Source organism: Lacisediminihabitans sp. H27-G8 (genome assembly GCF_046156175.1).
In the GTDB taxonomy this organism is placed as follows: domain Bacteria; phylum Actinomycetota; class Actinomycetes; order Actinomycetales; family Microbacteriaceae; genus Lacisediminihabitans.
Map to the genome: position 1 here is coordinate 667,182 of NZ_JAYLVL010000001.1, position 24,640 is coordinate 691,821.

Consider the following 24,640-nt stretch of genomic DNA (forward strand, 5'->3'; position numbering starts at 1 on the left):
TGCACCACGCGCACCGCGAGAACACCGTGACGAAGGAGCCACCGGATGCCCGACCCATCCACCACTGATGTTCTGATCGTCGGCGCCGGCCTGGCCGGCCTCGTCGCCGCGGCCGAACTCGTCGACGCCGGCAAACGGGTCACGATTCTCGAGCAAGAGCCCGAGGCGAGCTTCGGCGGGCAGGCCTGGTGGTCATTCGGCGGAATCTTCCTCATCGACTCCCCCGAACAACGCCGCCTCGGTGTGCGTGACTCACTCGAACTCGCGCGGCAGGACTGGATGGCGACTGCCGGATTCGACCGCGACGAAGACGCCTGGCCCCGGAAGTGGGCCGAGGCGTATCTCGACTTCGCCTCCGGAGAGAAACGGGCCTGGCTGCGTGAGCAAGGCGTGCGGTTTTTCCCGGTGGTGGGCTGGGCCGAACGTGGTGGCTACACGGCCCTCGAACACGGCAACTCGGTGCCGAGATTCCACATCACCTGGGGTACCGGCCCCGGGGTGCTCGCCCCCTTCGTACGCCGCGTTCGTGCGGGAGTCGACAGCGGACTGGTCACCCTGGCATTCCGCCACCGGGTCGACGAACTCATCGTCGACGAGGGGTCGGTCGTCGGGGTGCGCGGCGCCGTGCTCGCTGCGGATGCCGCGGAACGCGGCGCCCCCTCGAACCGTGAGGTGGTCGCCGACTTCGAACTGCGTGCCTCTGCGGTCATCGTGACGAGCGGCGGCATCGGCGGCAACCACGACCTCGTGCGCCAGCAGTGGCCGACGCGAATGGGCACGCCACCACAGAAGATGCTCTCGGGAGTTCCCGCGCACGTGGACGGCCGCATGCTCGGGATCACCGAGAAAGCCGGCGCGCACCTCATCAACGGCGACCGCATGTGGCACTACGTGGAGGGGGTCGAGAACTACGCGCCGGTGTGGGAGCGCCACGGCATCCGCATCCTCCCCGGGCCGTCGTCGCTCTGGCTGGATGCCACCGGCCATCGCCTGCCGGTGCCACTGTTCCCCGGCTTCGACACCCTCGGCACCCTCGAGCACATCGTCGCGACCGGCCATGACCACAGTTGGTTCGTGCTGACGCAGAAGATCATCGAAAAGGAGTTCGCGCTCTCGGGCAGCGAACAGAACCCCGACTTCACGAACCGGGACTATCGCCTCCTCGCCAAGCGGCTGCAGCCGGGGGCACCGGGGCCGGTCGAGGCATTCAAGCGGAAGGGACCCGACTTCGTCGTGGCGGACACCCTCGACGAGCTGCTGGCCGGCATGCAGAAGCTCAGCCCGGAGGTGGCGATCGACGCGGCAAGGGTGCGGCAGGAGATCGAGGGCCGCGACCGCGAGCTGGCCAACGACTTCTCAAAGGATGCGCAGGTCAACGCCCTCAGGCAGGCGCGTCGGTATCGGGGCGACAAACTCATCCGGGTGGCTACGCCGCACCGCATTCTCGATCCGAAGGCCGGGCCGCTCATCGCGGTGAAGTTGCATATCCTCACCCGCAAGAGCCTCGGGGGCATCGAGACGGATCTCGACGGCCGCGCGCTCACCGCGAACGGCGAGCCGATCCCGGGCCTGTATGCGGCCGGCGAGGCGAGCGGATTCGGCGGTGGAGGGATGCACGGCTACCGCTCCCTCGAAGGGACCTTCCTCGGTGGGTGCCTGTTCTCGGGTCGGGTGGCGGGCCGCGCCGTCTCCCGCGCGCTCTGAGCGGGCACAATGGCACCATGACTGATTTCAACGACCGGATCATCGCCGAGTTCCGCGCCAACGACGGAGTCGTCGGAGGACCGTTCACCGGAGCGCACCTGCTGCTCCTCACGACGACGGGCGCGAAGTCCGGCGCACGCCGCGTCGCCCCCATGATGTATTTCGCCGAGGGCGACACGAGCTACGTGATCGCGTCCAAGGCCGGCTCCCCGACCAATCCGGCCTGGTTCCACAATCTCGTCGCACATCCGACAGTCTCTGTGGAAGCAGCGACCGACGACGGGATCGAGAGCTACACCGCCACGGCAGAGCAGGTCACGGGAGAGCTGCGGGAACGCCTCTACGCGAAGTTCAGCAGCACGAACCCCGGTTTCGCCGAATACCAGCGGAAGACGGATCGGGTCATCCCGATCGTCGCCCTCACTCGAACGGGCTGAGTTCCCCGGGCCGACGGAACGGTCCGTTGAGTGCGGCCCACTGCAACAGCCTGATGGTCTTCGCGTCGGCGATCGCGCTGCTCGGTCGTCACCGAGCCATCCGCGTGGCGATGCTCGAAAGTGCTCTTCCTCAGCATGTGCCAGCCAGAAGCGAGGAGCTCGACGGCCGTGACCGTGATGTCGGGATTGCCGGCCAGGTCGATCCCGACACGGTCGAGGCCGGACCGGCCACGATGGTCCGGCTCGTCCAGGCCGCGCATCTCTCTCCCGGCATTCGGGCCGATCAGCGCTGCAGGCTCCACGCGCGGCGCTTGACCAGCACGTGACCCCGGTCGGAGGTGAGTCGGGTCCAGGGACCGGTCTCGTAGATCTTCACGGGGGCCGATCCGCCGAGGAAGCCGAGGGACAGTCCGGCGAATGCCGCTCCGGCCGGCACGTATTCGAATCCGGGGATCGGGTGGCCCCAGACCTCTGAGCGCACCCGCTGCACGATCTGCTCGCCGGTGCCGGTCGGAATCGCGGCGGCGACCTCGTCGATGCCCGATTTCGCAACGGCTTCGAGCACGGATGCCTCCACCGACTCGAGGGCTTTCCACCCGCCCCGGGGCGGCGAGATCGCGGCCCAGGTGACGGTGTTCACCTGCATGGGCAGGTTCACGGTGACGGGAGCGGTCGGGTCGACGATCTCCCCCTGAAGCCGATTGAGTCGTTCGAGCAGCGAACGCACCGGAACCACCGCGTCGAAGGAGTCCGGCGCCGCGTCATCCCCCGCGCTCAGGGCGAAGGTGCGCAGCCCGAGCACCGTCGGGCTCTCGTCGAGCAGCCCGGCCGGAACGAGTATCGCGACATAGACCGCGAGCACCCCCTGCCCCGCAATCAGGCGCACCGAACCATCCTCCACGCGCTGGGCACGACTGAGGAATACCTGCAGGTCGCCGAGGGAGAGGGAGTCAACAAGGGAGAATGTCTGGCTCATCTGCTCTCTAAACTATAGGAGCGCCGGGGATCTCGCTGCCCCGTGACCGCCGGACCACGGGAGAAGACCATGACCGACCCACTCGTCGACCTGCTCTCGGCACTCGATCTCACCGATACCCACGCTCGCACGAGTGAAGACATCTTCATCGGCGAGAGCCAGTGGTCGGCCCTCGGCCGCGTCTTCGGCGGTCAGGTGCTCGCCCAGTCGCTGGTGGCCGCCCAGCGCACCCTCTCTGAGGGGCGCACCGTGCATTCGCTTCACGGCTACTTCCTCCGGCCGGGCAACATCGAGCTCCCGATCACCTTCTCGGTCGACCGCATCCACGACGGCCGATCATTCTCGACGCGACGCACGCAGGCCTACCAGGGCGGGCTGCCGATCCTCTCGATGATCGCGTCGTTCCAGGATTCCGACGACGGTCTCGAACACCAGGTGGAGATGCCGACGGATCTGCCGCAGCCGGAGGATCTGCCGACCGCGGCCGAGGTGCTCGGTGCCGTGGACCATCCGATCGCCAAGCAGTGGGCGGAGGGCCGCCCGTTCGACATGCGCCACGTGCCCTCCCCCGTGTTCCTCACCGTCGACGGTCCGCATGTGGCCCACCAGGCCGTGTGGCTGAAGGCCACCGGCCGACTACCGGATGACCCCGACCTTCATCGCGCCGCTCTCGCGTACGCGAGCGACTATTCGATCCTCGAACCGATCTTCCGTCGTCACGGAGTCGCCTGGTCGACTCCCGGTCTCAAGGCGGCCAGTCTCGACCACGCGATGTGGTTCCACCGCTTCGGACGGGTGGACGAGTGGATGCTCTACGTGCAGGAGTCCCCCAACGCCACCGGCGGTCGCGGGCTCTCGCTCGGGCGCATCTTCAGTCGCGACGGCGTACTTCTCGCGAGCGTCGCCCAAGAGGGCATGGTGCGGGTACCGCGACGCGACTGAGGCCTTTCAGTCCCCGGCGAGGATGCTCGTGCGTTCCGCGAGATAGGACTCGAGGTTCGCAAGGCCCTGGTCGCCCTCACCGGCCACCCAGCGCACCATGACCGTGTCACCGCGCAGCGACAGCGGTCCGGTCTCGGCCCGCAGGCTCGCGGCATCCAGGGCGATCTCCGTCACGTCGAAGTTCACGGTATCGCCGAGCGCGAAACCACCGCGGGTTGCGGCGACCCGAAGCTCCCGGCGATGCAGCGCTTCGGCGTTCATGTACACGGTCTCGTGGGTCAGCTCGATGGCGCGGGTGATTCCCCCGACGGCGAACAGCCGGCGGTCCCGGTCGAGAAGCAGCACGCCGAGCCGCCAGGCGCGGCCAACGCCGTCCATCACCGCCGGCCGCGGGATGAAGCCGATGCGACGTGCCGGACGCAGGGTGGCGATCGCCTCGTCGCCGATGGCCATGCCCTCCAGCCTGGCGATCGTCGCCGCGAGCATCTCCCGGAGATCGGGGCTGATCCCATCCGCATCGGTCATGCTGCCAGTATGCCTCCCCGACCCAGAACCGGATGTCGATGGCAGCCTCAGGGCCTCCCCGAAAGCAGTACCCGCCCATCCGAACCCGATCGGATGTCGACCGAGCTGATGTCGGCGACCGCGAGGCTCGTGGTGCCAGAGGGTTCGACGATGCTGCCCGGGGTGGCCGTCCAAGTCGCCACCTGCATGGACCGGCCGGCCGCATCCGTCACGAACATGGCATAGCCCGCGCCCTCGCCCGTGCTGTACCCGGGTGGGGTGCTCGCCGTGGCGTCGTACCGGCAGTTCATTTCGAGGCGCGTGCCCCAGCCCTCCGGCACCAGTTTCACGTCGGCATGCAGCGGACTCGATACCACCGGCGTGAGCACGACGGATGTCACAGACGCGGTGCCCGTGGGGGTGACAACTTGAGGCGTGGGGAGGATGAGAGGAACCGCGAGGACGATCGCGGCTGCGGCAGCAGCGGCAGCGGCAGCGGCAGCGAAGATGCTGCCGACGACGAGAGCGCGCGATCGACGACGGCGGCGCGCGACGGACCGCACCAACCGCGGAAGAAGCGTCTGCGGAACGGGGAGCGGAGGCCTCTCGCTCATCTCGACCTCGGCGACCGGAACCTTGGCGAGCAGGCCAGGAAGCCCGGCGAGCTCCGCGACAGCGGCAGAGCATTCGGCACAGCCTGCCAGGTGGCGTTCGAACTCGCGCCGGTCAGTTGCGGCCAGTGCGCCGAGCACATAGGCGGCATCCCAGTCGGAGTAGGCATCGGTCGTCATTGGGTCACCCCTCGTTCCTGCAGGGCCAGCCGGAGGGCGCGGAGCGCGTAGTGCAGCCGCGACTTGACGGTGCCCTCCGGGATCTCCAGCGCCCGGGCTGTCTCCGCGGTCGACAGTCCGAGGTAGTACGCGTGAATCACAACGAGCCGGTGATCCGTCGACAGGGTTGTCAGGGCATCCGAGACCAGCCAGGCATCCAGCAGCGCATCGGTGTCGTCATCGGCCGGGCGTTCGGGGAGCTGTTCCGAGGCGATCTCGTGCCGCGTGTGGGCGCTTCGCCGGTCGTCGATCACGAGGTTGCGCGCCACAGTGAACAGCCACGAGCGCGCCGAGTGATCACTCTGGTCCAGTACCTGCGGGCGACGCCAGGCCCGCATCAGGGTCTCCTGCACGACGTCTTCGGCGAAGTGTCGGTCACCGGTGAGCCAGACCACATATCGCCAGAGAGCGGGCGCGTGCTCGTCATGAAGCGTGCGTAGCAGTTGCGCCTGTTCGTCGACCATCGTCACCCTCCTGCTGGTTACAACGTAGTCCGAGCCCTCTCGGTTCATTCCCAGCCGAATTGAACCGAATCGGGCTCGCATTCGTGCATTCAGGTGACAGGCTTTTCACGTCGCTCTCCACTCATCCCCCGGAGGAATCAGCTCATGACTGCATCACCGTCTCTCACCCGTCGCGCCCTGATCAGCGCCGGCAGCGCCACCGTCGTCGGAGCGGGCGCTCTCGCTCTCGCGGCATGCAGTTCGCCCGCGACCGGCGGATCCGCAGGCGGGTCCGGTTCCGGATCCCCGACGTCCAAGATCGCTGCCGGCACCGAGGTGGCAAAGGTGGCCGACATTCCGGTCGGCGGCACGAAATCGGCCAAGATCGGGGATGCGCCGGTGTTGCTCTCCCAGCCCACCGCCGGCACCGTGATGTGCTTCAGCGCCATCTGCACCCACCAGGGTTGCACGGTGGGCGCTGCGGCGAAGGAATTCGACTGCCCCTGCCACGGATCCAAATTCAATGCGGAGACCGGCGCGGTCCTCAACGGTCCGGCGCAGACCGGCCTCACCGCCATCGCGGTGAAGGTCTCCGGGGATTCGGTGGTCACCGCCTGATGGACTTCGAATTCAACGGGCTGCCCGTCCACGTGCTGCTCGTGCATTTCGTCGTCATCGTCGTGCCCCTTGCGGCGCTCTGCACTGTCCTGGCCGCATTCTGGCCCGCCGCCCGCCGCCGGCTCGGAGTTGTGACGCCGATCATCGCTCTCGCGGCGTTGATCTCCGTACCGATCACCACGGAAGCCGGCGAATGGCTGCAGGCGCGAGTGGGTCGCACCGATCTCGTCGCGGCCCATGCGGCGATCGGCAAGACCCTGCTTCCGTGGGCCGCAGCGACATTCCTCTTCGCCGCGATCCAGTGGTTCTGGTTCCGCTTCGTCACGGCCCCGGATGCGAAGTTCGCCGCCCGGGTTCCCGGCACGACCGCGCGACTCGTCATCACCGTCGCACTCGCGATTATCGTCGTCGTGCTCGCCGTCGGCTCGGTGATCACGGTGGTGCAGATCGGCGAGTCCGGCGCGCGGGCGATCTGGACGGGTTCGTTCACCCAGAATCCGAAATAGCGCGGTATCCGCCGCAGACTTCAGCGTCGGCTGAAGACCAGCGGGTCTTCGACGTAGGGTTTCCACGCCGCTCGTTCCTCGGCGGAAAGTCGTCGGGGGCTCATCGTCTGAGAGTCGCACAGCACCACCCGGGTGGTGGCCCGGGCGTACAGCTCGGCGGGTTCGGCGCCGATCGGCGACCGGATCTCGTAGCAGACGTCGATATCCGCTCCCCCGAGACGACCGATCCAGACCTGGATGTCGAGGGGGCTGCGACGGTAGTCGATGGTGGCGAGATACTCGATCTCGGTGCGCGCGATGATGCTCAGCGTCGGCGACCCGAGCCGGGCATCCAGCACCGCGCTCGGCGGCGTGCCCGGGCGCTCCGCCTCGTCATCGGGCATCCACAGTGCCTGAACGCGTGCCTCTTCGAGCAGCCGCAGGATCTCGACGTTGTTCACGTGCCCGTAGGCGTCGAGGTCTCCCCAGCGCAGCACCGTCGGGATGTGCAGCCGCGCCACGGGCGTCAGTCCCTGGTGAGTTTGCGGTACGCGGAGCGGTTCGGCTTCGCCGCATCCGGTCCGAGTCGCGCGATCTTGTTCTCTTCGTAGGATTCGAAGTTGCCCTCGAACCAGTGCCAGTTGCCCGGATTCTCTTCCGTGCCCTCGTAGGCGAGGATGTGGGTCGCGATGCGGTCGAGGAACCACCGATCGTGAGTGATGACCACGGCGCAGCCGGGAAACTCGAGCAGCGCGTTCTCGAGGCTGCCGAGGGTCTCGACGTCCAGGTCGTTCGTCGGTTCGTCGAGCAGCAGCAGGTTGCCGCCCTGCTTGAGCGTGAGGGCGAGGTTGAGGCGGTTGCGCTCTCCACCGGAGAGCACGCCGGCCTTCTTCTGCTGGTCGGGGCCTTTGAAGCCGAACTGCGAGACGTAGCCGCGGCTCGGGATCTCGGTCTTGCCCACCTGGATGTAGTCCTGCCCGTCGGACACGACCTCCCACAGCGTCTTCGTCGGGTCGATGCCGCCGCGATCCTGGTCGACGTAGGAGATGTCGACGGTGTCGCCGATCTTCAGGTCGCCGCCGTCGAGGGACTCGAGCCCGGTGATGGTCTTGAACAGCGTGGTCTTTCCCACCCCGTTCGGGCCGATGACGCCGACGATACCGTTGCGGGGAAGCGTGAAGCTCAGGCCGTCGATGAGCACCCGGCCGTCGAAGCCCTTCTCGAGTCGCTTCGCGTCGATCACCTGGGCGCCGAGACGCGGGCCGATCGGGATCACCAGCTCTTCGAAATCGAGCTTGCGAGTCTTCTCGGCCTCACTCGCCATCTCTTCGTAGCGTGCGAGGCGCGCCTTCGACTTGACCTGGCGGCCCTTGGCGTTGCTGCGCACCCACTCGAGCTCGCTCGAGAGGCGCTTCGCGAGCTTGGCGTCCTTCTTGCCCTGCACTTCGAGGCGCGCGCCCTTCTTCTCGAGGTAGGTCGAGTAGTTGCCCTCGTAGGGGTAGAGGTGGCCGCGGTCGACCTCGGCGATCCATTCGGCCACGTGATCGAGGAAGTACCGGTCGTGAGTGACGGCGAGGACGGCGCCGTGGTACTGGGCGAGGTGCTGCTCGAGCCACAGGACGCTCTCGGCATCGAGGTGGTTGGTGGGCTCATCGAGAAGCAACAGGTCCGGTTTCTGCAGCAGCAGTTTGGTGAGCGCGACGCGGCGCTTCTCACCACCGGACAGGTTCGCGACGGTGGCATCCCCGGGCGGTGTGCGCAGGGCATCCATCGCCTGCTCGAGCTGGGAGTCGAGGTCCCACGCGTCGGCGGCATCGATGGCCTCCTGCAGAACGCCCATCTCGGCGAGCAGCGAGTCGAAGTCGGCATCCGGATCCGCCATGGCGGCCGAGACCTCATTGAAACGGTCGACCTTCGCCTTGATCTCGCCGACACCCTCCTGCACGTTCTCGAGCACGGTCTTGGTCTCGTCGAGCTCCGGCTCCTGCATCAGGATGCCGACGCTGTAGCCGGGGCTCAGTCGCGCTTCGCCGTTGGACGGGGTGTCGAGGCCTGCCATGATCTTGAGGATCGTGGACTTGCCCGCTCCGTTCGGCCCGACGACGCCGATCTTGGCGCCGGGGAAGAACGACATCGTGACGTCGTCGAGGATGAGCTTGTCGCCGACCGCTTTGCGGGCGCGGACCATCGAGTAAATGAATTCGGCCATACGCCAAGTTTAGGTGGCTGTCCTTCGCCACCCGAACCGCCCGAGAATTGTCCGCGCCGCTCGGCCCGCCCATTCTGGGCCGGGTCTTTCGTGCCGCGCTATCGGCCGATCGGGTGGGTCCTGCCGATCGAAGTCACGGGTCAGGACAGTTTTTCGAACACCAGGGTCGCCTGGATGCGATCGCCGCCGCCGAAGCCCTTGCTTCCGGAGGACGCCGTGGTTCCACTGATCCGACCGGTCGTGGCCGACAGCGGATTGGGGGACGACACGCCGGGAGCGGCGCACTGCAAGCGGCGTGTTGCGAGGGTCTCCGCCCCGAGACTCCGAACGCGCCTCCGTGATCGCGCAACTCACCACCCTCACGCGGCGTCGGACCCGTTCACTACCAGTCGATCGTGCGGGTCTTGCCGATGAGGCAGAGCCCGCTCGACAGCGCCTTTTCGACCGCGCTGCTGTACCCGCCCCCGCCGTGCTGGCCGAGCAGGCAGGAGTCGCCGATCTTCACCGAGAAGAGGATGGAGTCGACTCCCCCGTTGATCGACGTCTTGTCGGGCGTCACCTGCATCGCTGCTTTGTCGAAGCCCGCGGAGACCAGTGAATCGATGATCGCCCGCCCGTTCGCTCCGCCGTTCGCTGCGAAGAGCTTCGTGTTGACCGCATCGAACCAGGCCTTGTTCGCCTGCGCGGTGCCGTCGGGCCGGTAGCTCGGAGTCGGTGCGGGCGTCGCGGTGCGGCCCGGGCTGGCTGATGCCGATGCGGATGCGGGCACCGCAGTCGGCGCGGGCGCGGCGGGCGAGCACCCCGCCAGGGTGACGGCGAGCACGAGCAGCGGTGCGGCGAGCAGTATGCGGCCCCTGGCTGACATCCGGTCGACCTCCCCAGTCGCTGTGCGGGGCCGATCCCCCGTCGCGATTCTAATTCGTCCGCTTCAGCCACCATCGACACCCCCGCGCTCGACTTTCCAGTTAGTCGCCACTAACCTGTTTCAATTAGCGTCCGCTAACTGAAACGGAATGGTCGATGGAGACTCTGTCCAGCACTGCACGTGCGTCGAGTGCCGGGTTCCAGGCGAATGCGGCGGCCCAGGGCGCGCTGGCGGCGGAATTGCGGGCCCGGCTGGCCGAAGCATCCCGCGGCGGCTCGGAACGAGCGCGCGAGCGCCACACCGGTCGCGGAAAGCTGCTGCCACGGGATCGGATCGACTACCTTCTCGATCCCGGAAGCCCCTTTCTCGAGATCGCTCCGCTCGCCGCCTGGGGACTCTACGACGACGAAGCGCCGTCGGCCGGCATGGTCACCGGCATCGGCCTGGTCAACGGTCGACACTGCATGATCGTCTGCAACGACGCCACGGTGAAGGGCGGCACCTACTACCCGCTCACGGTGAAGAAACACCTCCGGGCGCAGGAGATCGCGGCGCAGAACCGGCTTCCCTGCATCTACCTCGTCGACTCCGGCGGCGCCTTCCTGCCTCGCCAGGACGAGGTCTTCCCCGACCGCGACGACTTCGGCCGCATCTTCTACAACCAGGCGCGGATGTCGTCCCGCGGCATCCCGCAGATCGCCGCGGTGCTCGGCTCGAGCACCGCCGGCGGCGCCTATGTGCCCGCGATGAGCGACGAGACCGTGATCGTGCGGAGCCAGGGCACGATCTTCCTCGGCGGACCTCCGCTCGTGAAGGCGGCCACCGGCGAGGTCGTCACGGCGGAGGACCTCGGCGGCGGAGACACCCACGCCCGCCTCTCCGGCGTGGTGGACCATCTCGCCGACAACGACCAGCATGCGCTCGAAATCGTGCGGGACATCGTCGGCACCCTTCCGCCCGCGGCACCCCGCCCGTACGATCTGCGCGACCCGCTCCCACCGACGGTCGACCCGCTCGAGCTCTATGGCGTCGTGCCGACGAACCTGCAGTCGCCCTACGACGCGCGCGAGATCATCGCGAGAATCGTCGACGGCAGCGAATTCCACGAGTTCAAGAAGAACTACGGCGAGACCCTCGTCACCGGATTCGCTCACATCCACGGCCATCCGGTGGGCATCGTCGCCAACAATGGGGTGCTGTTCAGCGAGTCGGCCCAGAAGGGCGCGCACTTCATCGAACTGTGCGACCAGCGCAAGATCCCCCTGCTGTTCCTTCAGAACATCACCGGCTTCATGGTCGGTCGCGAATACGAGGCCGGGGGCATCGCCAAACACGGGGCGAAGATGGTCACCGCTGTCGCCTGCGCCCGGGTTCCGAAACTGACGGTGGTGGTCGGCGGATCATTCGGCGCGGGCAATTACTCCATGGCCGGCCGTGCCTTCTCCCCTCGATTCCTCTGGATGTGGCCGGCGAGTCGCATCTCGGTGATGGGCGGCCCGCAGGCGGCCTCGGTGCTCGCCACCATCCGTCGCGAGCAGGCGGAATCGAGCGGGGCGACCTGGACCGAGGAGGAGGATGCCGCCTTCCGCGCCCCCATCACGGAACAGTACGAACGACAGGGCAACCCCTACTACTCCACGGCCCGGCTCTGGGACGACGGCATCATCGACCCGGCCGACACCCGCACCGTCGTCGGCCTCGCCCTCGAGGTGTGCTCGCACGCCCCCCTTGACGACGTCTCCTACGGCGTCTTCCGGATGTGACCCGGATGCCTTCACACACCATGTTCGACACCGTGCTCGTTGCCAATCGCGGCGAGATCGCCTGCCGCATCATCCGCACGCTGCGCTCGCTCGGTATCCGCTCGGTCGCCGTCTACAGTGACGCGGATGCCGGGGCCCGGCACGTCTCGCTGGCGGATGTCGCCGTGCGCCTCGGCACCGCCAGCGCGGCCGACAGCTACCTCAACATCCCTCGGATCATCCAAGCCGCCCTCGACACCGGAGCCGGGGCGGTTCACCCCGGCTACGGATTCCTCGCCGAAAATGCGGAGTTCGCAGAGGCCTGCGCGAGCTCCGGCCTCGTCTTCATCGGTCCGGGCGTGGAGGCCCTGGCGGTGATGGGCGACAAGATCCGCGCCAAGAAGCAGGTCGCCGGCCGGGGAGTCCCGGTGGTTCCCGGTGTCGCGGACCCCGACCTCAGCGACTCAGAGCTCGCCGCGGCGGCGATCGGGGTGGGATTCCCACTCCTGGTTAAGCCCTCCGCTGGCGGCGGCGGCAAGGGCATGCATGTGGTCGACGGACCAGAACAACTTCACGAGGCGATCGCGTCGGCCCGACGCGAGGCCCTGTCGTCCTTCGGCGACGACACGATCTTCATCGAGCGATTCGTCTCCCGCCCACGCCACATCGAGGTGCAGGTCCTCGCCGACAACGACGGCACGACGGTGCACCTCGGCGAGCGCGAGTGCTCGCTGCAGCGGCGCCACCAGAAGGTGATCGAGGAGGCACCCTCCCCCCTGATGGACGAGGCGACTCGTGCACGGATCGGCGAGGCCGCCTGTGAGACTGCCCGCAGCGTCGGCTATCGGGGTGCCGGGACCGTGGAGTTCATCGTCTCCGCGGACGCGCCAGAGGAGTTCTTCTTCATGGAGATGAACACCCGGCTGCAGGTGGAGCACCCGGTGACGGAGCTGGTCACCGGTATCGACCTGGTCGAGTGGCAGCTGCGCATCGCGGCCGGTGACACCCTCGACTTCGGCCAGGCTGAGGTGCACCTCACGGGGCACGCGATCGAAGCGCGTATCTACGCGGAAGACCCGCAGAACGGGTTCCTCCCCTCGGGCGGCCGGGTACTCGGGCTGCGCGAAGCGCGCGGCGAGGGCGTCCGGGTGGACAGCTCCCTCATCGAGGGACTCGACGTTTCGGCAGACTACGATCCGATGCTGTCGAAGGTGATCGCGTGGGCTCCCGACCGCGCCGGTGCCCTTGCTCGCCTGCGCGGCGCGCTGCGGCAGACGGCGATCGTCGGCGTCACCACCAACATCGAGTTCCTCGGGCTGCTGCTCGCGGACGAGGATGTCGCGGCGGGGCGACTCGACACGGAACTCATCGGCCGCCGTCTCGCCACCCTCGACTTCGCCACCGTCGACGACGGGTTGCTCGCGCGCGCCGCGCTCATCCTGTTCGCGGTGGCCGGCCATGAGGCCCCGGAGTCGCCCTGGCAGGCCAGGGACGGATGGAGGATCGGCGCTCACGCTCCGACCGTCTTCCGCCTACGGGTCTCCGGCACGGAGTCCGAGCAGGTTGTCGCGGTCTGGGGCACGCCCCGGCAGGCCACGGTGAGCGTGAACGGGCAGCCCCCGCTCCCCGCCGGCGTGCGACGCACCGCAGCGGCGGACGGCCCGGTCACCCGCACGACCATCGGAGGTCGGTCGATCGAATCGCACTGGTCCCTCTGTGACGACATTCTCTACCTCGTCGAAGACGGCCGGTCGTGGACCGTGCGCCGGGTGTCGACGGCTCCACGCGCTGCCGCCGACACGATAGCCGTGCCCGAACTGCGCTCCCCGATGCCCGGTGCCGTGGTGGCGATCGCGGTGAACGACGGTGACCTCGTCGAGGAGGGTGCGGCCATCATCGTCGTGGAGGCCATGAAAATGGAGCACGTTCTGCGGGCGACGACCGCCGGACGGGTCGAATTGCAGGCGACGGTCGGGACCCAGGTCGTGCGCGACCAACTGCTGGCGACGGTCGTTCCCCACGCCGCGGCTGAGGGCGCTTAGAACGGCGCCTCCGTGCCCTGCACCGCCGTGCCGACCAGATCATAGACATCGTGTGTCTCCGCCTCCTCAGGAGCGCCCGGAGTCGTGGTCGGCCAGCCGTTGTCGAGGGAGGCCGCACCGGTTGCCGCGGACGGATCGGGTGCCGCAGCGTCCGCCTCCGCCCGCGTGGACGAATCGACGGCGGCGCTCGACAGGCCGCGGGTGAACGATGCCGTGCCCCAGGTGAGGTCGTGACCGATCGAATCCGCATCGATTTCGATGGACGTGCCCACTTTGTCGCCGGCGGCCCAGTCCCGGATGCGGAGGCGGCCGGTGACGATCACCCGCTCGCCCTTCTTGATCGAGCTGTTGGCATTGAGCGCGAGCTGCCGGAACGACGTGACGGTGTACCAGTTGGTGCCGTTGTCGACCCACAGGTTGCGGGAGCGGTCGAAACGACGTTGCGTGGAGGCCAGCCGGAAGCTGGTGATGGGAAGCCCCTCGCCGGTGACGAGGTGATTCGGGACGGTGGCCACAAAGCCGGTGAGTGTGATGGTGTCGGTCATGCGGCAAGTGTGGTCCGGCATCGACCCCCGACCGGCTCATACCCCCGAGGACGGGGAGAGTCCGCCCTCAGAGGTAGGTGTGGAGGAGCTGCCATTCGCCCAGGGCCACGTCGTAGAGCACATCGAACATGCGGCAATCCCCGCTGTCGGAGGTGCCCTGGAAACGCCACCCGAGCGGCATAGCGCCGGGATGGGTGATCGCCGCGTAGTCGACGTCGAGAGGAGTGGGAGTGTCCGTCACGCGAAAACGGCTACCCGCCCACACGAATTGCTCCGGAATACCCTCGGCTCCGGTCCACACAGTCACGGTCGCGCCAACCAGCGTCATCTTTCCCACCTCCGACATTCGAAACTTTGTTCGATAGTCGACTGTAAGTGACCGCGGCGCGACACGCCAACAGGGAATTACCGAGGGCTCAGTGCTCTCGGAACTCCGGCCACTCCGAGCCGGGGAGCAGGCTCGCGTACAGCGCACTCTGGGCGACATCCAGTGTCGGATAGATTCCGCGATAGCCGGCATCCGTCATCAGTTTGAAGGTGAAGCCGCCCTCGACGCTGTGCACGGACCCCACCGCGCCGGCCGGGCCCATCGCCACCCAGCGGTTGCCCGTCAGAACGTGGGAATCGGACGTTGACTGCATTGTGTTGCTCATCATTGAGCTCCTTTTGTTCACACCTGCCGATCCATGCCGGCAGGAATAGCCTAAGTCTGCGTGACGCGATCGTCACGATGCGCGAACTGTCAATTTCATGAACTCCTGGGAGACCACCGATGCCCTCCACCCGACTCGGAGTCGTCTTCGACTATGCCGATGACTTCACCACCAACGCGGCTGAGGTCACCGAATTCGAGCGGGCAGGGGTGGACCTCGTCACAGTGGCGGAGGCGTACTCGTTCGACGCGGTGAGCCAACTCGGGTATCTCGCCGCCATCACCTCGACCATGACCCTCGCCTCCGGAATCCTGCCGATCTTCTCCCGCACGCCGGCGCTGCTCGCCATGACGGCTGCGGGGCTCGATTCGGTCTCCCGCGGCCGGTTCGAACTGGGGATCGGGTCCTCCGGAGCCCAGGTCATCGAGGGATTCCACGGCGTGCCGTTCAGCGCACCCCTCGGCCGCATCCGCGAAAACGTGGAGATCTGTCGCGCCATCTGGCGACGCGAACGCCTGGACTTCCGGGGCGCGCACTACACGATTCCGCTGCCCACGAGCCAGGGCCGCGGGCTCGGCAAGCCGCTCAAGATCATCAACCAGCCGGTGCGCGAGGCCATCCCGATCTCGATCGCCGCCCTCACCCCGAAGGCCGTGGCGCAGGCTGCCGAGATCGCGGACGGCTGGCTTCCGCTCTTCTACCTGCCCGAGAAGGCGGATGCCGCGTGGGGCGCCGCCCTCGCCGAGGGAAGGGCTCGACGCTCTCCCGATCTCGGGCCTCTCGACGTCACGGCCCAGATGCCGTTCTACCTCGGCGACCATCCCGACCGTGCCGTGGAGGCGTACCGACAGAACGTCGCGCTCTATGTCGGAGGAATGGGTGCTCGGGGGGCGAATTTCTACAACGATCTCGCCGTGGGATACGGCTTCGACGACGAGGCGGCGAAGGTTCAGGAGCTGTACCTCACCGGCCGCAAAGCCGAGGCGGCGGCAGCCCTGCCGGAGCAACTCGTGTCGGGCACGGCGCTCATCGGCACCGAAGGCGAGGTGCGCGCCCGCGTGCACGCACTCCTCGCCTCCGGGGTCACGACGATTTCGGTGAAGCCGCTTGCGCCTTCACGCGGAGAGCGCATCGAGCAACTCGAGGCCCTCCGCGCCATCCTGGGCTAGCACCGCTCAGGAAGCGAGCACGTACTCCGCGAAGGACTTACGGATCTTGTTCACTTTGGGAAGCGCCACCGCCATGCAGTAGCCCTGGCCCGGGTTCTTGGCGAAGAAGTCCTGGTGGTACTTCTCGGCCTCGTACCAGGTGCCGAGCGGCGAGATCTCGGTGACGAGACCGCCATCCCAGTACCCGGATGCGCGATCGCGAGCGGTCTCGAACTGCTCCTTCTGGGCGTCATCCGCGTAGAACATGGCCGAGCGGTACTGCGTGCCCACATCGTTGCCCTGCCGGTTGAGCTGGCGCGGGTCGTGCAGGGAGAAGAACACGTCGAGGATGACATCCGCCGGGATGATCTCGGGGTCGAAGGTGACCGCGACCGCCTCGGCGTGACCGGTCATCCCGGTGCAGACGGCGTCGTAGTCGGGGTTCTTGGTGACACCTCCGGTGTAGCCGGAGACGACGTCACTGACCCCGCGAAGAGTGCGGTACACCGCGTCGAGACACCAGAAACAGCCACCGGCGAGTACGAATGTTTGCATGCGAGGAGCCTACTTTCCGCTTATGGGGATGGCAGCATCGCTGCCTCTCAAGACAACACCATGCCGCTCGGCACCATTCCTCACTCACAGCCGCCTCTAGGCTTGGACCATGACCTATGTCGCCAATCCAGACCGCTACCAGTCCCTCGACTATCACCGCGTCGGCCGTAGTGGCCTGAAGCTGCCCGCCGTCTCGCTCGGCCTGTGGAACAACTTCGGATTCGATCGCCCGATCGACACGCAGCGCGCCATCCTGCGCCGCGCCTTCGACCTCGGTGTCACCCACTTCGACCTCGCCAACAACTACGGACCGCCCGCGGGGAGCGCCGAGACCAACTTCGGCCGCATCTTCGCCGATGACTTCCGTCCGCACCGCGACGAGCTCATCATCTCCACCAAGGCCGGCTACGACATGTGGGAGGGGCCCTACGGTGAGTGGGGATCGCGCAAGTACATGCTCTCCTCGCTCGACGCGAGCCTCGGTCGGATGGGCCTCGACTATGTGGACATCTTCTACTCCCACCGCCCCGACCCGGAGACCCCGATCGAGGAGACGATGGGGGCACTCGCCACCGCCGTCACCTCTGGTCGCGCGCTCTACGCGGGCATCTCGAACTACAACACCGAGCAGACCGTCGCCGCCTACACGGCTCTCGCCGAGCACAAGATCCCGTTGCTCATCCACCAGCCGCGCTTCAACATGTTCGACCGTCACATCGAGACCGAGGGTCTCCTTCCGGTTCTGGATGATCTCGGCATGGGCAGCATCGTCTTCTCGCCCCTCGCCCAGGGCATGCTCACCGACCGGTACCTCAGCGGCATCCCGGCGGATTCGCGGGCAGCGGAGGGCCGCTGGATCAACTCCGAAAACATCAGCGAGCTGTACCTCGAGCGGGCGAACGCCCTCAACGAGATCGCGAAGGGCCGCGGCCAGAGCCTCGCGCAACTCGCGCTGACCTGGGTGCTGCGTCATCCGCAGGTGACCTCGGCTCTCATCGGGGCGTCGAGCGTCGCCCAGCTGGAGAACAACATCGCGGCGCTGTCGAGCGCTCCGCTCACCGACGAGGAGGTCGCCGCGATCGAGCCATTCGCGGTAGACGGTACCAGCGACCGGTAGCGGCGCGGATGTCAGCGGCCCCACCTACTGTGAACACCACACAGACAACCGGGCCGGCTGACACTCGAGGGCATCCTCGAGACGTGAAGGAACGCGCATGACCACTCTCGCTTTCACCGGCTCCCAGGCCGTCACCCGCCCCGGGCTCCACCTCGTGCAACTGCACGACGAGCTCTGGCGGGTGACGCGCCCCTCGGGCGACGTGCTCGGCTATGTCGAGCAGTTCCGCGTGCGCGCGGGACTCCGCTTCCGCGCCAAGCGGTTCATCGCGCGCCAGCGCCGCTTCGTGGAGATGGGCGAATTCTGGAGCATGGATGACGCGGTGGATTGTTTCGGCTTCTGATTTCCGCTCGCCTCCACTATTCCCGCGGCTGAACCGGGCCGAAACCAGTTGGAGACTCGCCACGGGCGATTGCTGAATGTCGCCTGTGGCCGGGTTAAAGTTCGTCCATGCAATGGTGGACCGACTTTCTCGACTGGCTCAACTCCGACGACGGGTGGCGCATCGTGTCGACGGCGGTCATCCCGTTCGTCGCCATCGTGGTGGCGGGCATCGTCGCTGCCGCGATCGGCCGCGTGTCGGCCCGCAAGGTGATCGAGCTGAGCGAGCGGGAGGTGCGGGCATCCGCCGTCACCGCTCTCATCAGCGCGGCGCGCAAGGCGGCCGTGTGGAACACGCTCCCGGCCCCCGAGCAGCAGCACATCGACCACCTGATCGGCGACGCCGAGATCCGCTTGCGCCTTCTGCCGATCGCGGGAACCGCGCTCGCAGCCGACTGGTCGCGCCACGAGATCGCGGGGATGAAGCGCAACGCCATCTCGTTCAGCTTCCAGGCCGAGCAGTCCCTGCTTGTATTCCGCGACCGCCTGATCGAATGGCAGGGACGCCCGAGCCGCGCCAAGAAGCTCTTCAAGAACGACCTCGACTCCTGGGCCTATGACTCCTCGGCTAGCGAGCAGGAGCTCGTGCACCAGCAGCAGAAATGGGCCGCGCAGCAGGTCACGGAGACCGGTCCGATCACCACCGTCACGACCACGCCGTTCACCCGGCCACCGTCGCCCGCGCCGATCCAGGCTCCGCTGGTCGAGTCCACCGCGGCCGTCACCGCCGGAGCCGCTGCCGCTGGCGCCGCCGCTGCCGGAGTCACTGCCGCCGGCCTCGCTGCCGCGGCTGCCCCCGTCCCGGCCACCGTCGAGACGGAGGTCGATCCTCCTCGCGGGGTAGTACCCTCGCCTGCCGAAGCGGCAGCTGTCGACGCCGCTCGGCTCGAAGGAGCCACCGCCAAGCCCGAGGTGCCCGCGGCGGGCCTGATCGAACCGAGTTTCAGCTCTCCCGAAGCCACCGTGCCTGCTGAGTCCGCCGTGCCCGCTGAGTCCGCCGTGCCCGCTGAGTCCGCCGTGCCCGTGGGCGATGAGCCGCATCCTCTGGTGGAGCCTGCCGACACCTCCTCGCACGATGTCTCTGAAGCATCCATCTTCGGGGGAATTCCGCCTCAGGGGTCCGCAGAGCCGCAGAGCAACGCGCCAGACCACACCGCGTCCGCGTTCACGGGGCCCGAGCACACGGGGCCCGACCACACGGGGCCCGACCACACGGGGCCCGACCACACGGAGCCCGAGCAGAACGAACCTTCCCTGTCCGAGTCCCACATCATCGATGGTGAAATCGTCGAGTCGGATGCCGAGCACGGGGACGCGTCGCACGATTCTGGAGCGGACCAGAACTCCGGCTCCGACGATGACCATCATGGTGACCACGAGAACAATCATGACGATCATCAGGACCACGAGCACAATCACGACGAGCACCAGCACGACGAGCACAATCACGACGAGCACCAGCACGACGAGTGGCGCGGCTGACCCGAATCGGGCACGAAGAACAACGCACTGACTGGCGCTGGGTCCCCCCGGAGGGATTCGAACCCCCGGCCAAGTGGGTAGAAACCACACGCTCTTCCGCTGAGCTACGGGGGGAGGACGGTCCCCAGATTACTACGCGGGCGTGCATCGCCCGTTGCTGCAGCGCCGCACACCAGTTCTCGCCTGACCCTTGCCCGACGGGTCTGAGGCAACGTCCGCAGCGCTGCAGTCCTCTGGAAACCGAGTCTGGACCTTCTAGACGGATATCGCTAGGGGCGCGCACAGAACCGTGCGAGCCGCCATCCTCGGGATGAGCCATCTAGTAGATTGAGGCGATCGAGCCCTCTCCGCAGTCCCTCCCGGGTACCGATCCGTTCGCGCCCCCCCACCGGCCCGCCCTCCCCCCGGTCGATGCCGCGCGGCTTGCCGATAGCGGACTGGATCACACCGAGGTGGCGGTTCGCGTCCGCGCGGGGGTGACCAACATCCTTCCCAGCGGATCCAGCCGCAGCTTCGGACACATCCTTCGCGCCAACCTGTTCACCCTCTTCAACGCGGTCGTCGGTGCCGGCACGGTGGTGCTCATTCTCTTCGGCGACTGGCAGGACGGGCTGTTCGGGCTCACCGCCCTCGCCAACGTGCTGATCGGGGTGTTTCAGGAGTTCCGCGCCAAACGACTCCTGGACTCTCTCGCCCTTCTCAACGCGACCCCGGCCCGGGTCCTTCGCGGGGGCGAAACCCACGAGATCGCCACCGAACTGGTCGTGCTCGATGATCTGCTAGTGCTCCGGGTGGGAGACCAGGTGCCGGCCGATGCGGTGATCGTGAGCGAGGTCGGTCTCGAGATCGACGAGTCGCAATTGACCGGTGAGACCGTCCCGGTGGGAAAGCGGGCGGACGACACGGTGCTCTCCGGATCCGCCGTCGCCGCCGGGCACGGCACGGCCCGCGTGGTGCGGGTCGGCGCGGATTCCTACACGAGCCGACTCACCGCGGAGGCGAAGCGCTTCTCCCTGGTCAATTCCGAGCTCCGCAATGCGGCCAATCGCATCGTCCGGTGGGTGAGCTGGGGCTTGGCTCCCCTGATCATCCTCGTCATGAACGCGCAGATGCACGCCGCGGGCGGATGGGATGCGGCGATCCGGTCCGGGCACTGGCGAGAGGCCCTGATCGGCACAGTGGCCAGCGCGTCCAGCGTCATCCCGCAGGGCCTGATCCTCATGATCAGCATCTCTTTCGCCCTTGCGGCGGCAAAACTCGCACAATCCCAGGTTCTGGTGCAGGAGATCGCGGCCATCGAGATCCTCGCCAGGGTCGACACTCTCTGCTTCGACAAGACGGGCACGCTGACCGACGGCGCCATCGCCTTCGATGGTGCCTATCCGATCGAGGCCGACGGCGAGATGGCTGGTGCCGAATCAGCGGATTGGGAGGCCGTGCTGGGCTGCTTCGGTGCCGACGACGATGCGAATGCGACGGCGCGCTGCCTGCGGGCCGCCTTCCCGGACGGAGACCTGCGGCCGAGCAGATACGCGCCGTTCTCATCGGAGCGCAAGTGGAGCGCGCTCGGCATCTCGCAGGGAGCGTCACGGGGCACCTGGGTATTGGGAGCGCCCGAGATGGTCTTCGTGCACCTCCCCGATACGCATCCCGACCTGCAGAAGCGCCTCTCCGGCCTCCTCGCGCGCGGGCTCCGCACCCTGGTGCTCGCCCACAGCGTCGATCACCTGAGCGAGGCAGCTGTCGCCGGACACCGCTTGCCCGGCTCTCTACAACCGGTCGCTCTCGTCACCTTCGCCGAGACCATCAGGCCGGATGCGGCGGAGACCGTCGCCTACTTCCGAGCGCAGGGAGTCGAGCTGAAGGTGATCTCCGGGGACAACCCGCACACCGTCGCCACCATCGCCCGCGCGGTGGGCATCCAGTTCGAGGGTTCCGGCTACGACGCGAGTGAGCTCCCCCCAGACCTCGCGGCGATGGGCGAGGTCCTCGAAATGAACTCGGTTTTCGGCCGGGTGACGCCGGCCCAGAAGCGGCAGATGGTTCGGGCCCTGCAGCAGCGCGGACACGTGGTGGCCATGACCGGTGATGGCGTGAACGATGCGCTGGCCCTCAAGGCCGCCGACATCGGCATCGCGATGGGATCGGGGGCTTCGGCCACGAAAGCCGTGGCCCGCATGATCCTGCTCGACGGGCAGTTCTCCCGGCTCCCCAAGGTGGTCGCGGAGGGCCGACGCGTGATCGTGAACATCGAGCGAGTGTCGAAACTGTTCCTCACCAAGACCACCTACGCCATCCTGCTGTCGATCGTCGTGGGGGCGCTGCTCTGGAAGTTCCCGTTCCTGCCCCGCCAGTTCGCTCCGACCGACGGCCTCACCATCGGCATCCCGGCGCTGCTTCTGGCGCTCGCCGCGCAACAGAAGCCGTACCGGCCGGGTTTCCTGCGCCGCTCGCTGACGTTCTCGCTCCCGGCCGGAGCAGTCACCGCGACGGTGATCGTCGTGGTGCTCGCATTCGCCCGCCTCTCCGGAGGTTTTTCGAACAGCGAGATGTCCACCGCAGCGGCGATCGCGCTGTCTATCGTGGGATTCTGGGTGCTCGTGGTGTCGGCGCGCCCCCTGACCGCACGGCGTTACGCGCTGTTGCTCACCATGGCGACCGTACAGGCAGCCTGTTTCCTCGTGCCGCTCGTGCGCACATTCCTCGCGTTCACCCTGCCGACCGGCCCGCTCTTGGCGGTCGCATTCGGAGTAGCGGCTACGGGTTGCCTCGCCATCGAGATCATCTTCCGGGTGACCTCACGAAGAGCTCCGCTCAGCGCTGTCCCGCCGCGACTTTAGTCTCCGTGGGTGTGCCGGGGTCCGTCGATGATGTGTGCTTGTGCGCACGACGGTGCGACGGCCACCAGAAGAAGTCCTTCGTGATGAACACCATCGCTGGCACGAGCACGGTGCGGATCACCAGGGTGTCGAAGAGCACCCCGATGCAGACGATCACGCCGATCTGGGTGAGCGCCACCACAGGCAGTACCCCCAGCACCGCGAACACCGCCGCGAGGAGGATGCCGGCGCTCGTGATCACCGCACCCGTCGATGACAGCGCTCGGATCATCCCCTCCGAGGTGCCGTGCAGTTCTCGTTCCTCCCGCGCCCTGGTGGTGAGGAAGATGTTGTAGTCCACGCCGAGGGCCACCAGGAACAGGAAGGCGAACAGGATCACATTGGTGTTGAAGGCGGGGAAGCCGAGCAGGTGGGTGAAGATCCAGTTCGCCGCGCCGAGGCTCGCGAAGAAGGTCGCGAGCACGCTCGCGATCAGGAGCACGGGGGCGATGAGCGACCGAAGCAGGATGGCGAGGATGGCGAACACGATCGCCAGGATGATCGGGATGATGAGGTCCTGGTCGCGCTGCGAGGTCGTGAGGCTGTCGAGGGCCGTCGCATCCCGCCCGCCGACGATCGTCGTTCCGACCGCGCCGGACTGGTCGGCGTAGGCCGACCGGAGCTTGGTGATCGTGCTGAAAGCCGCGTCACTCCCGGGAGCGCTGGTGAGGGACACGTTGAGCTGGGTCAGCCCGTTGGCGCTCTCCCCCGGGGTGACGGAGTCGACGCCGGAGACGCCCTTCGCGATCGAGGTGGCATCTGCCGCGGCATCCTCGGGGGCGAGTACTGTCGTCTGGCTGGTGAGACCGGCAGAGAAGGACTTGTCGACGATCTTCTGGGCGACCACCGACTCCGGGTTGCCGAGCAGCTGCTCGGTCTGCGACAAACCGACGGAGAAGCCGGACAGCCCGAGGGTCAACACCCCCACGACGGCCACGGAGAGCACCGTGATGATCACCGGGCGGTGCGAGACTCCGCGGCCCAGTCGGGTCCAGAAGCCGTCCTTCACCACAGCGGATGCCTCGCGCACGCGCGGCACGAAGGGCCAGAACAGTCCGCGGCCGCACACCACGAGCGCTGCGGGAAGCACGATGAGGGCGAAGAGGATGGCCACGACCACACCGATGGCACAGGCGAAGCCGAGGGCGCGGTTGCCGGCAAGCTCCGCGAAGAGCAGAGTGATGAGGCTCAGCGCCACGGTGCCGCCGCTGGCCGCGATCGCCGGTCCCGCGCTCTTCACCGCGGTGAGCATCGCGACCGAGCGGTCCTCGATCTTCAGCAGCTCCTCCCGATAGCGTGCGACGAGCAGGAGGGCGTAGTTCGTGCCCGCGCCGAAGACCAGCACTGAGAGGATGCCGCTGACCGACGCATCCAGCGTGATACCGAATGGCTTGGCCAGAGCGGTGACGACGGCTCCGGCGAGACCGTCCGCCGTGCCGACGACGGCGAGCGGCACGATCCAGAGCACGGGGCTGCGGTAGGTGACGATGAGCAAGACGGCGACGACGATCACCGTGACGAGGAGGAGTTTGAAGTCGGCGCCGGCGAAGGCGTTGGTGATGTCGGCCTGGAATCCGACGCCTCCGGTGAGGTAGCTGTCGAGTCCGGTCGGCAGGTTCTTCGCCGCGGCGGTCCGCAGCGAGTCGGCGGTGCCCGCGACATCCTTGTCGACGGCCTTCACACTGAGGGGCACGACCGAGATGGCCGCCTTGCCGTCATCGCTGAATTGCGGGGCGGTGGCGCGGGGAGCGGTCGAGAGCTCGCCGAGGGCGGCAGCGCGGCTGGCGATCGCGCCACGATCGGCGGCAGTGAGGGTCGAGTCGCCCCGGCTCCAGACGAGAATCGCGGCGGTCTGCTCCGCGGAAGGGAATTTGGCCAGCGCCGCATCGACCTGGGCGGCCTGGCTGCTCGAGGGGAGCCCGGTGCTGGGGAAGCTGTCGCCGGAGTTCTTCGGAAGGAGCGAGAAGAGCAGCCCGACAGCCACGATGGTGCCGACGAGCACGATCCATGCCGTCCGTCGGCCGCTGATGAAACGCCAGATCGCGGTCACGATTCCTCCACATCGATTGGTAGCTAGTTTATT

At 67.4% G+C, this 24,640-nt stretch carries 26 protein-coding genes and 1 tRNA gene; 13 read left to right on the forward strand and 14 right to left on the reverse strand.

The features are described from left to right. Positions 1-45: 45 nt before the first annotated feature. The 3 genes from VLI63_RS03155 to VLI63_RS03165 are packed head-to-tail and all read left to right on the forward strand — an operon-like array spanning position 46 to position 2,467. Positions 46-1,704 carry an FAD-binding dehydrogenase gene (locus VLI63_RS03155; protein ID WP_409155462.1) on the forward strand — a complete coding sequence of 553 codons (1,659 nt, stop codon included), beginning with the start codon at positions 46-48 and terminating at the stop codon, positions 1,702-1,704. Positions 1,705-1,721: 17 nt separating this feature from the next. After that, positions 1,722-2,141, forward strand: a complete 420-nt coding sequence (locus tag VLI63_RS03160) for a nitroreductase family deazaflavin-dependent oxidoreductase (RefSeq protein WP_409155463.1) — start codon at positions 1,722-1,724, stop codon at positions 2,139-2,141. 26 nt (positions 2,142-2,167) lie between these two features. Further along, a complete protein-coding gene (locus VLI63_RS03165; RefSeq protein WP_409155464.1) occupies positions 2,168-2,467 on the forward strand; it encodes a hypothetical protein in 300 nt (99 codons plus the stop codon). Here the strand turns inward: VLI63_RS03165 and VLI63_RS03170 are convergent. Further along, on the reverse strand, positions 2,425-3,117 hold the full coding sequence (locus tag VLI63_RS03170) for a hypothetical protein (RefSeq protein ID WP_409155465.1): 693 nt from the start codon (positions 3,115-3,117) through the stop codon (positions 2,425-2,427). The genes VLI63_RS03165 and VLI63_RS03170 overlap by 43 nt on opposite strands. A gap of 69 nt (positions 3,118-3,186) precedes the next feature. On the opposite strand from VLI63_RS03170, the gene VLI63_RS03175 reads away from it, so the two are divergent. Next, positions 3,187-4,059: an acyl-CoA thioesterase gene (locus tag VLI63_RS03175; protein ID WP_409155466.1), complete on the forward strand. Its 873-nt coding sequence runs from the start codon at positions 3,187-3,189 to the stop codon at positions 4,057-4,059. Between the two features lie 6 nt (positions 4,060-4,065). Here VLI63_RS03175 and VLI63_RS03180 read toward each other — a convergent pair whose 3' ends face one another. From VLI63_RS03180 to VLI63_RS03190, 3 genes are read right to left on the reverse strand one after another with little or no spacing between them, the layout of a single operon-like run. Next, positions 4,066-4,584, reverse strand: a complete 519-nt coding sequence (locus VLI63_RS03180) for a hypothetical protein (RefSeq protein ID WP_409155467.1) — start codon at positions 4,582-4,584, stop codon at positions 4,066-4,068. Positions 4,585-4,631: 47 nt separating this feature from the next. Then, positions 4,632-5,354 (reverse strand): anti-sigma factor family protein, encoded by a 723-nt coding sequence (locus VLI63_RS03185; RefSeq protein ID WP_409155468.1) that lies wholly within the window; start codon positions 5,352-5,354, stop codon positions 4,632-4,634. After that, complete coding sequence (locus tag VLI63_RS03190; RefSeq protein ID WP_409155469.1) at positions 5,351-5,857, reverse strand: sigma-70 family RNA polymerase sigma factor; 507 nt, start codon at positions 5,855-5,857, stop codon at positions 5,351-5,353. Before VLI63_RS03190 ends, VLI63_RS03185 begins: the two co-directional genes overlap by 4 nt. Positions 5,858-6,001: 144 nt before the next feature. Between VLI63_RS03190 and VLI63_RS03195 the strand changes: the two genes are divergently transcribed. Both VLI63_RS03195 and VLI63_RS03200 read left to right on the forward strand, forming a co-directional pair. Then, positions 6,002-6,454: a Rieske (2Fe-2S) protein gene (locus VLI63_RS03195; protein ID WP_409155470.1), complete on the forward strand. Its 453-nt coding sequence runs from the start codon at positions 6,002-6,004 to the stop codon at positions 6,452-6,454. Continuing rightward, positions 6,454-6,960, forward strand: coding sequence for a hypothetical protein (locus VLI63_RS03200; RefSeq protein ID WP_409155471.1), 507 nt, complete (start codon positions 6,454-6,456; stop codon positions 6,958-6,960). Before VLI63_RS03195 ends, VLI63_RS03200 begins: the two co-directional genes overlap by 1 nt. A gap of 20 nt (positions 6,961-6,980) precedes the next feature. Here the strand turns inward: VLI63_RS03200 and VLI63_RS03205 are convergent, their stop codons facing one another. The 4 genes from VLI63_RS03205 to VLI63_RS03220 all read right to left on the reverse strand — a co-directional run bounded on the left by VLI63_RS03205 (position 6,981) and on the right by VLI63_RS03220 (position 10,013). Further along, on the reverse strand, positions 6,981-7,460 hold the full coding sequence (locus VLI63_RS03205; RefSeq protein WP_409155472.1) for an acyl-CoA thioesterase: 480 nt from the start codon (positions 7,458-7,460) through the stop codon (positions 6,981-6,983). Between the two features lie 5 nt (positions 7,461-7,465). Then, positions 7,466-9,148 carry an energy-dependent translational throttle protein EttA gene (ettA, locus tag VLI63_RS03210; protein WP_185201021.1) on the reverse strand — a complete coding sequence of 561 codons (1,683 nt, stop codon included), beginning with the start codon at positions 9,146-9,148 and terminating at the stop codon, positions 7,466-7,468. 140 nt (positions 9,149-9,288) lie between these two features. Further along, entirely contained in the window at positions 9,289-9,417 is a 129-nt protein-coding gene (locus VLI63_RS03215; RefSeq protein WP_409155473.1) for a hypothetical protein, read from the reverse strand. Between the two features lie 113 nt (positions 9,418-9,530). Beyond that, positions 9,531-10,013 (reverse strand): DUF6993 domain-containing protein, encoded by a 483-nt coding sequence (locus VLI63_RS03220; RefSeq protein ID WP_409155474.1) that lies wholly within the window; start codon positions 10,011-10,013, stop codon positions 9,531-9,533. A gap of 155 nt (positions 10,014-10,168) precedes the next feature. Between VLI63_RS03220 and VLI63_RS03225 the strand changes: the two genes are divergently transcribed. After that, positions 10,169-11,776, forward strand: coding sequence for a carboxyl transferase domain-containing protein (locus VLI63_RS03225; protein WP_409155475.1), 1,608 nt, complete (start codon positions 10,169-10,171; stop codon positions 11,774-11,776). Between the two features lie 5 nt (positions 11,777-11,781). After that, positions 11,782-13,797 carry a biotin carboxylase N-terminal domain-containing protein gene (locus VLI63_RS03230; protein WP_409155476.1) on the forward strand — a complete coding sequence of 672 codons (2,016 nt, stop codon included), beginning with the start codon at positions 11,782-11,784 and terminating at the stop codon, positions 13,795-13,797. Here the strand turns inward: VLI63_RS03230 and VLI63_RS03235 are convergent. From VLI63_RS03235 to VLI63_RS03245, 3 genes are all read right to left on the reverse strand, one after another. Continuing rightward, complete coding sequence (locus tag VLI63_RS03235) at positions 13,794-14,342, reverse strand: single-stranded DNA-binding protein (protein WP_409155477.1); 549 nt, start codon at positions 14,340-14,342, stop codon at positions 13,794-13,796. The two genes, VLI63_RS03230 and VLI63_RS03235, sit on opposite strands and share 4 nt — an antisense overlap. A 67-nt stretch (positions 14,343-14,409) precedes the next feature. Continuing rightward, on the reverse strand, positions 14,410-14,688 hold the full coding sequence (locus VLI63_RS03240) for a hypothetical protein (protein WP_409155478.1): 279 nt from the start codon (positions 14,686-14,688) through the stop codon (positions 14,410-14,412). Positions 14,689-14,758: 70 nt separating this feature from the next. Next, positions 14,759-14,998 carry a methyltransferase gene (locus VLI63_RS03245; protein ID WP_409155479.1) on the reverse strand — a complete coding sequence of 80 codons (240 nt, stop codon included), beginning with the start codon at positions 14,996-14,998 and terminating at the stop codon, positions 14,759-14,761. Between the two features lie 116 nt (positions 14,999-15,114). Between VLI63_RS03245 and VLI63_RS03250 the strand changes: the two genes are divergently transcribed. After that, positions 15,115-16,164, forward strand: coding sequence for an LLM class F420-dependent oxidoreductase (locus VLI63_RS03250; RefSeq protein ID WP_409155480.1), 1,050 nt, complete (start codon positions 15,115-15,117; stop codon positions 16,162-16,164). 6 nt (positions 16,165-16,170) lie between these two features. Here the strand turns inward: VLI63_RS03250 and msrA are convergent, their stop codons facing one another. Next, positions 16,171-16,698 carry a peptide-methionine (S)-S-oxide reductase MsrA gene (gene msrA, locus VLI63_RS03255; protein WP_409155481.1) on the reverse strand — a complete coding sequence of 176 codons (528 nt, stop codon included), beginning with the start codon at positions 16,696-16,698 and terminating at the stop codon, positions 16,171-16,173. Positions 16,699-16,807: 109 nt separating this feature from the next. Here msrA and mgrA point away from each other — a divergent pair, with 109 nt between their 5' ends. The 3 genes from mgrA to VLI63_RS03270 all read left to right on the forward strand — a co-directional run bounded on the left by mgrA (position 16,808) and on the right by VLI63_RS03270 (position 19,678). After that, entirely contained in the window at positions 16,808-17,815 is a 1,008-nt protein-coding gene (mgrA, locus tag VLI63_RS03260) for an L-glyceraldehyde 3-phosphate reductase (RefSeq protein WP_409155482.1), read from the forward strand. A 97-nt stretch (positions 17,816-17,912) separates the two neighbouring features. Beyond that, complete coding sequence (locus VLI63_RS03265; protein ID WP_185201030.1) at positions 17,913-18,158, forward strand: hypothetical protein; 246 nt, start codon at positions 17,913-17,915, stop codon at positions 18,156-18,158. Between the two features lie 107 nt (positions 18,159-18,265). Then, positions 18,266-19,678: a hypothetical protein gene (locus VLI63_RS03270; RefSeq protein WP_409155483.1), complete on the forward strand. Its 1,413-nt coding sequence runs from the start codon at positions 18,266-18,268 to the stop codon at positions 19,676-19,678. A gap of 42 nt (positions 19,679-19,720) precedes the next feature. Here VLI63_RS03270 and VLI63_RS03275 read toward each other — a convergent pair. Further along, positions 19,721-19,792: transfer RNA gene (locus VLI63_RS03275), tRNA-Arg, on the reverse strand. A gap of 362 nt (positions 19,793-20,154) precedes the next feature. Between VLI63_RS03275 and VLI63_RS03280 the strand changes: the two genes are divergently transcribed. Further along, positions 20,155-22,518: an HAD-IC family P-type ATPase gene (locus VLI63_RS03280; RefSeq protein ID WP_409155484.1), complete on the forward strand. Its 2,364-nt coding sequence runs from the start codon at positions 20,155-20,157 to the stop codon at positions 22,516-22,518. On the opposite strand, the gene VLI63_RS03285 is transcribed toward VLI63_RS03280, so the two are convergent. Beyond that, entirely contained in the window at positions 22,493-24,607 is a 2,115-nt protein-coding gene (locus VLI63_RS03285) for an MMPL family transporter (RefSeq protein ID WP_409155485.1), read from the reverse strand. The genes VLI63_RS03280 and VLI63_RS03285 overlap by 26 nt on opposite strands. Between the last annotated feature and the right edge of the window lie 33 nt (positions 24,608-24,640).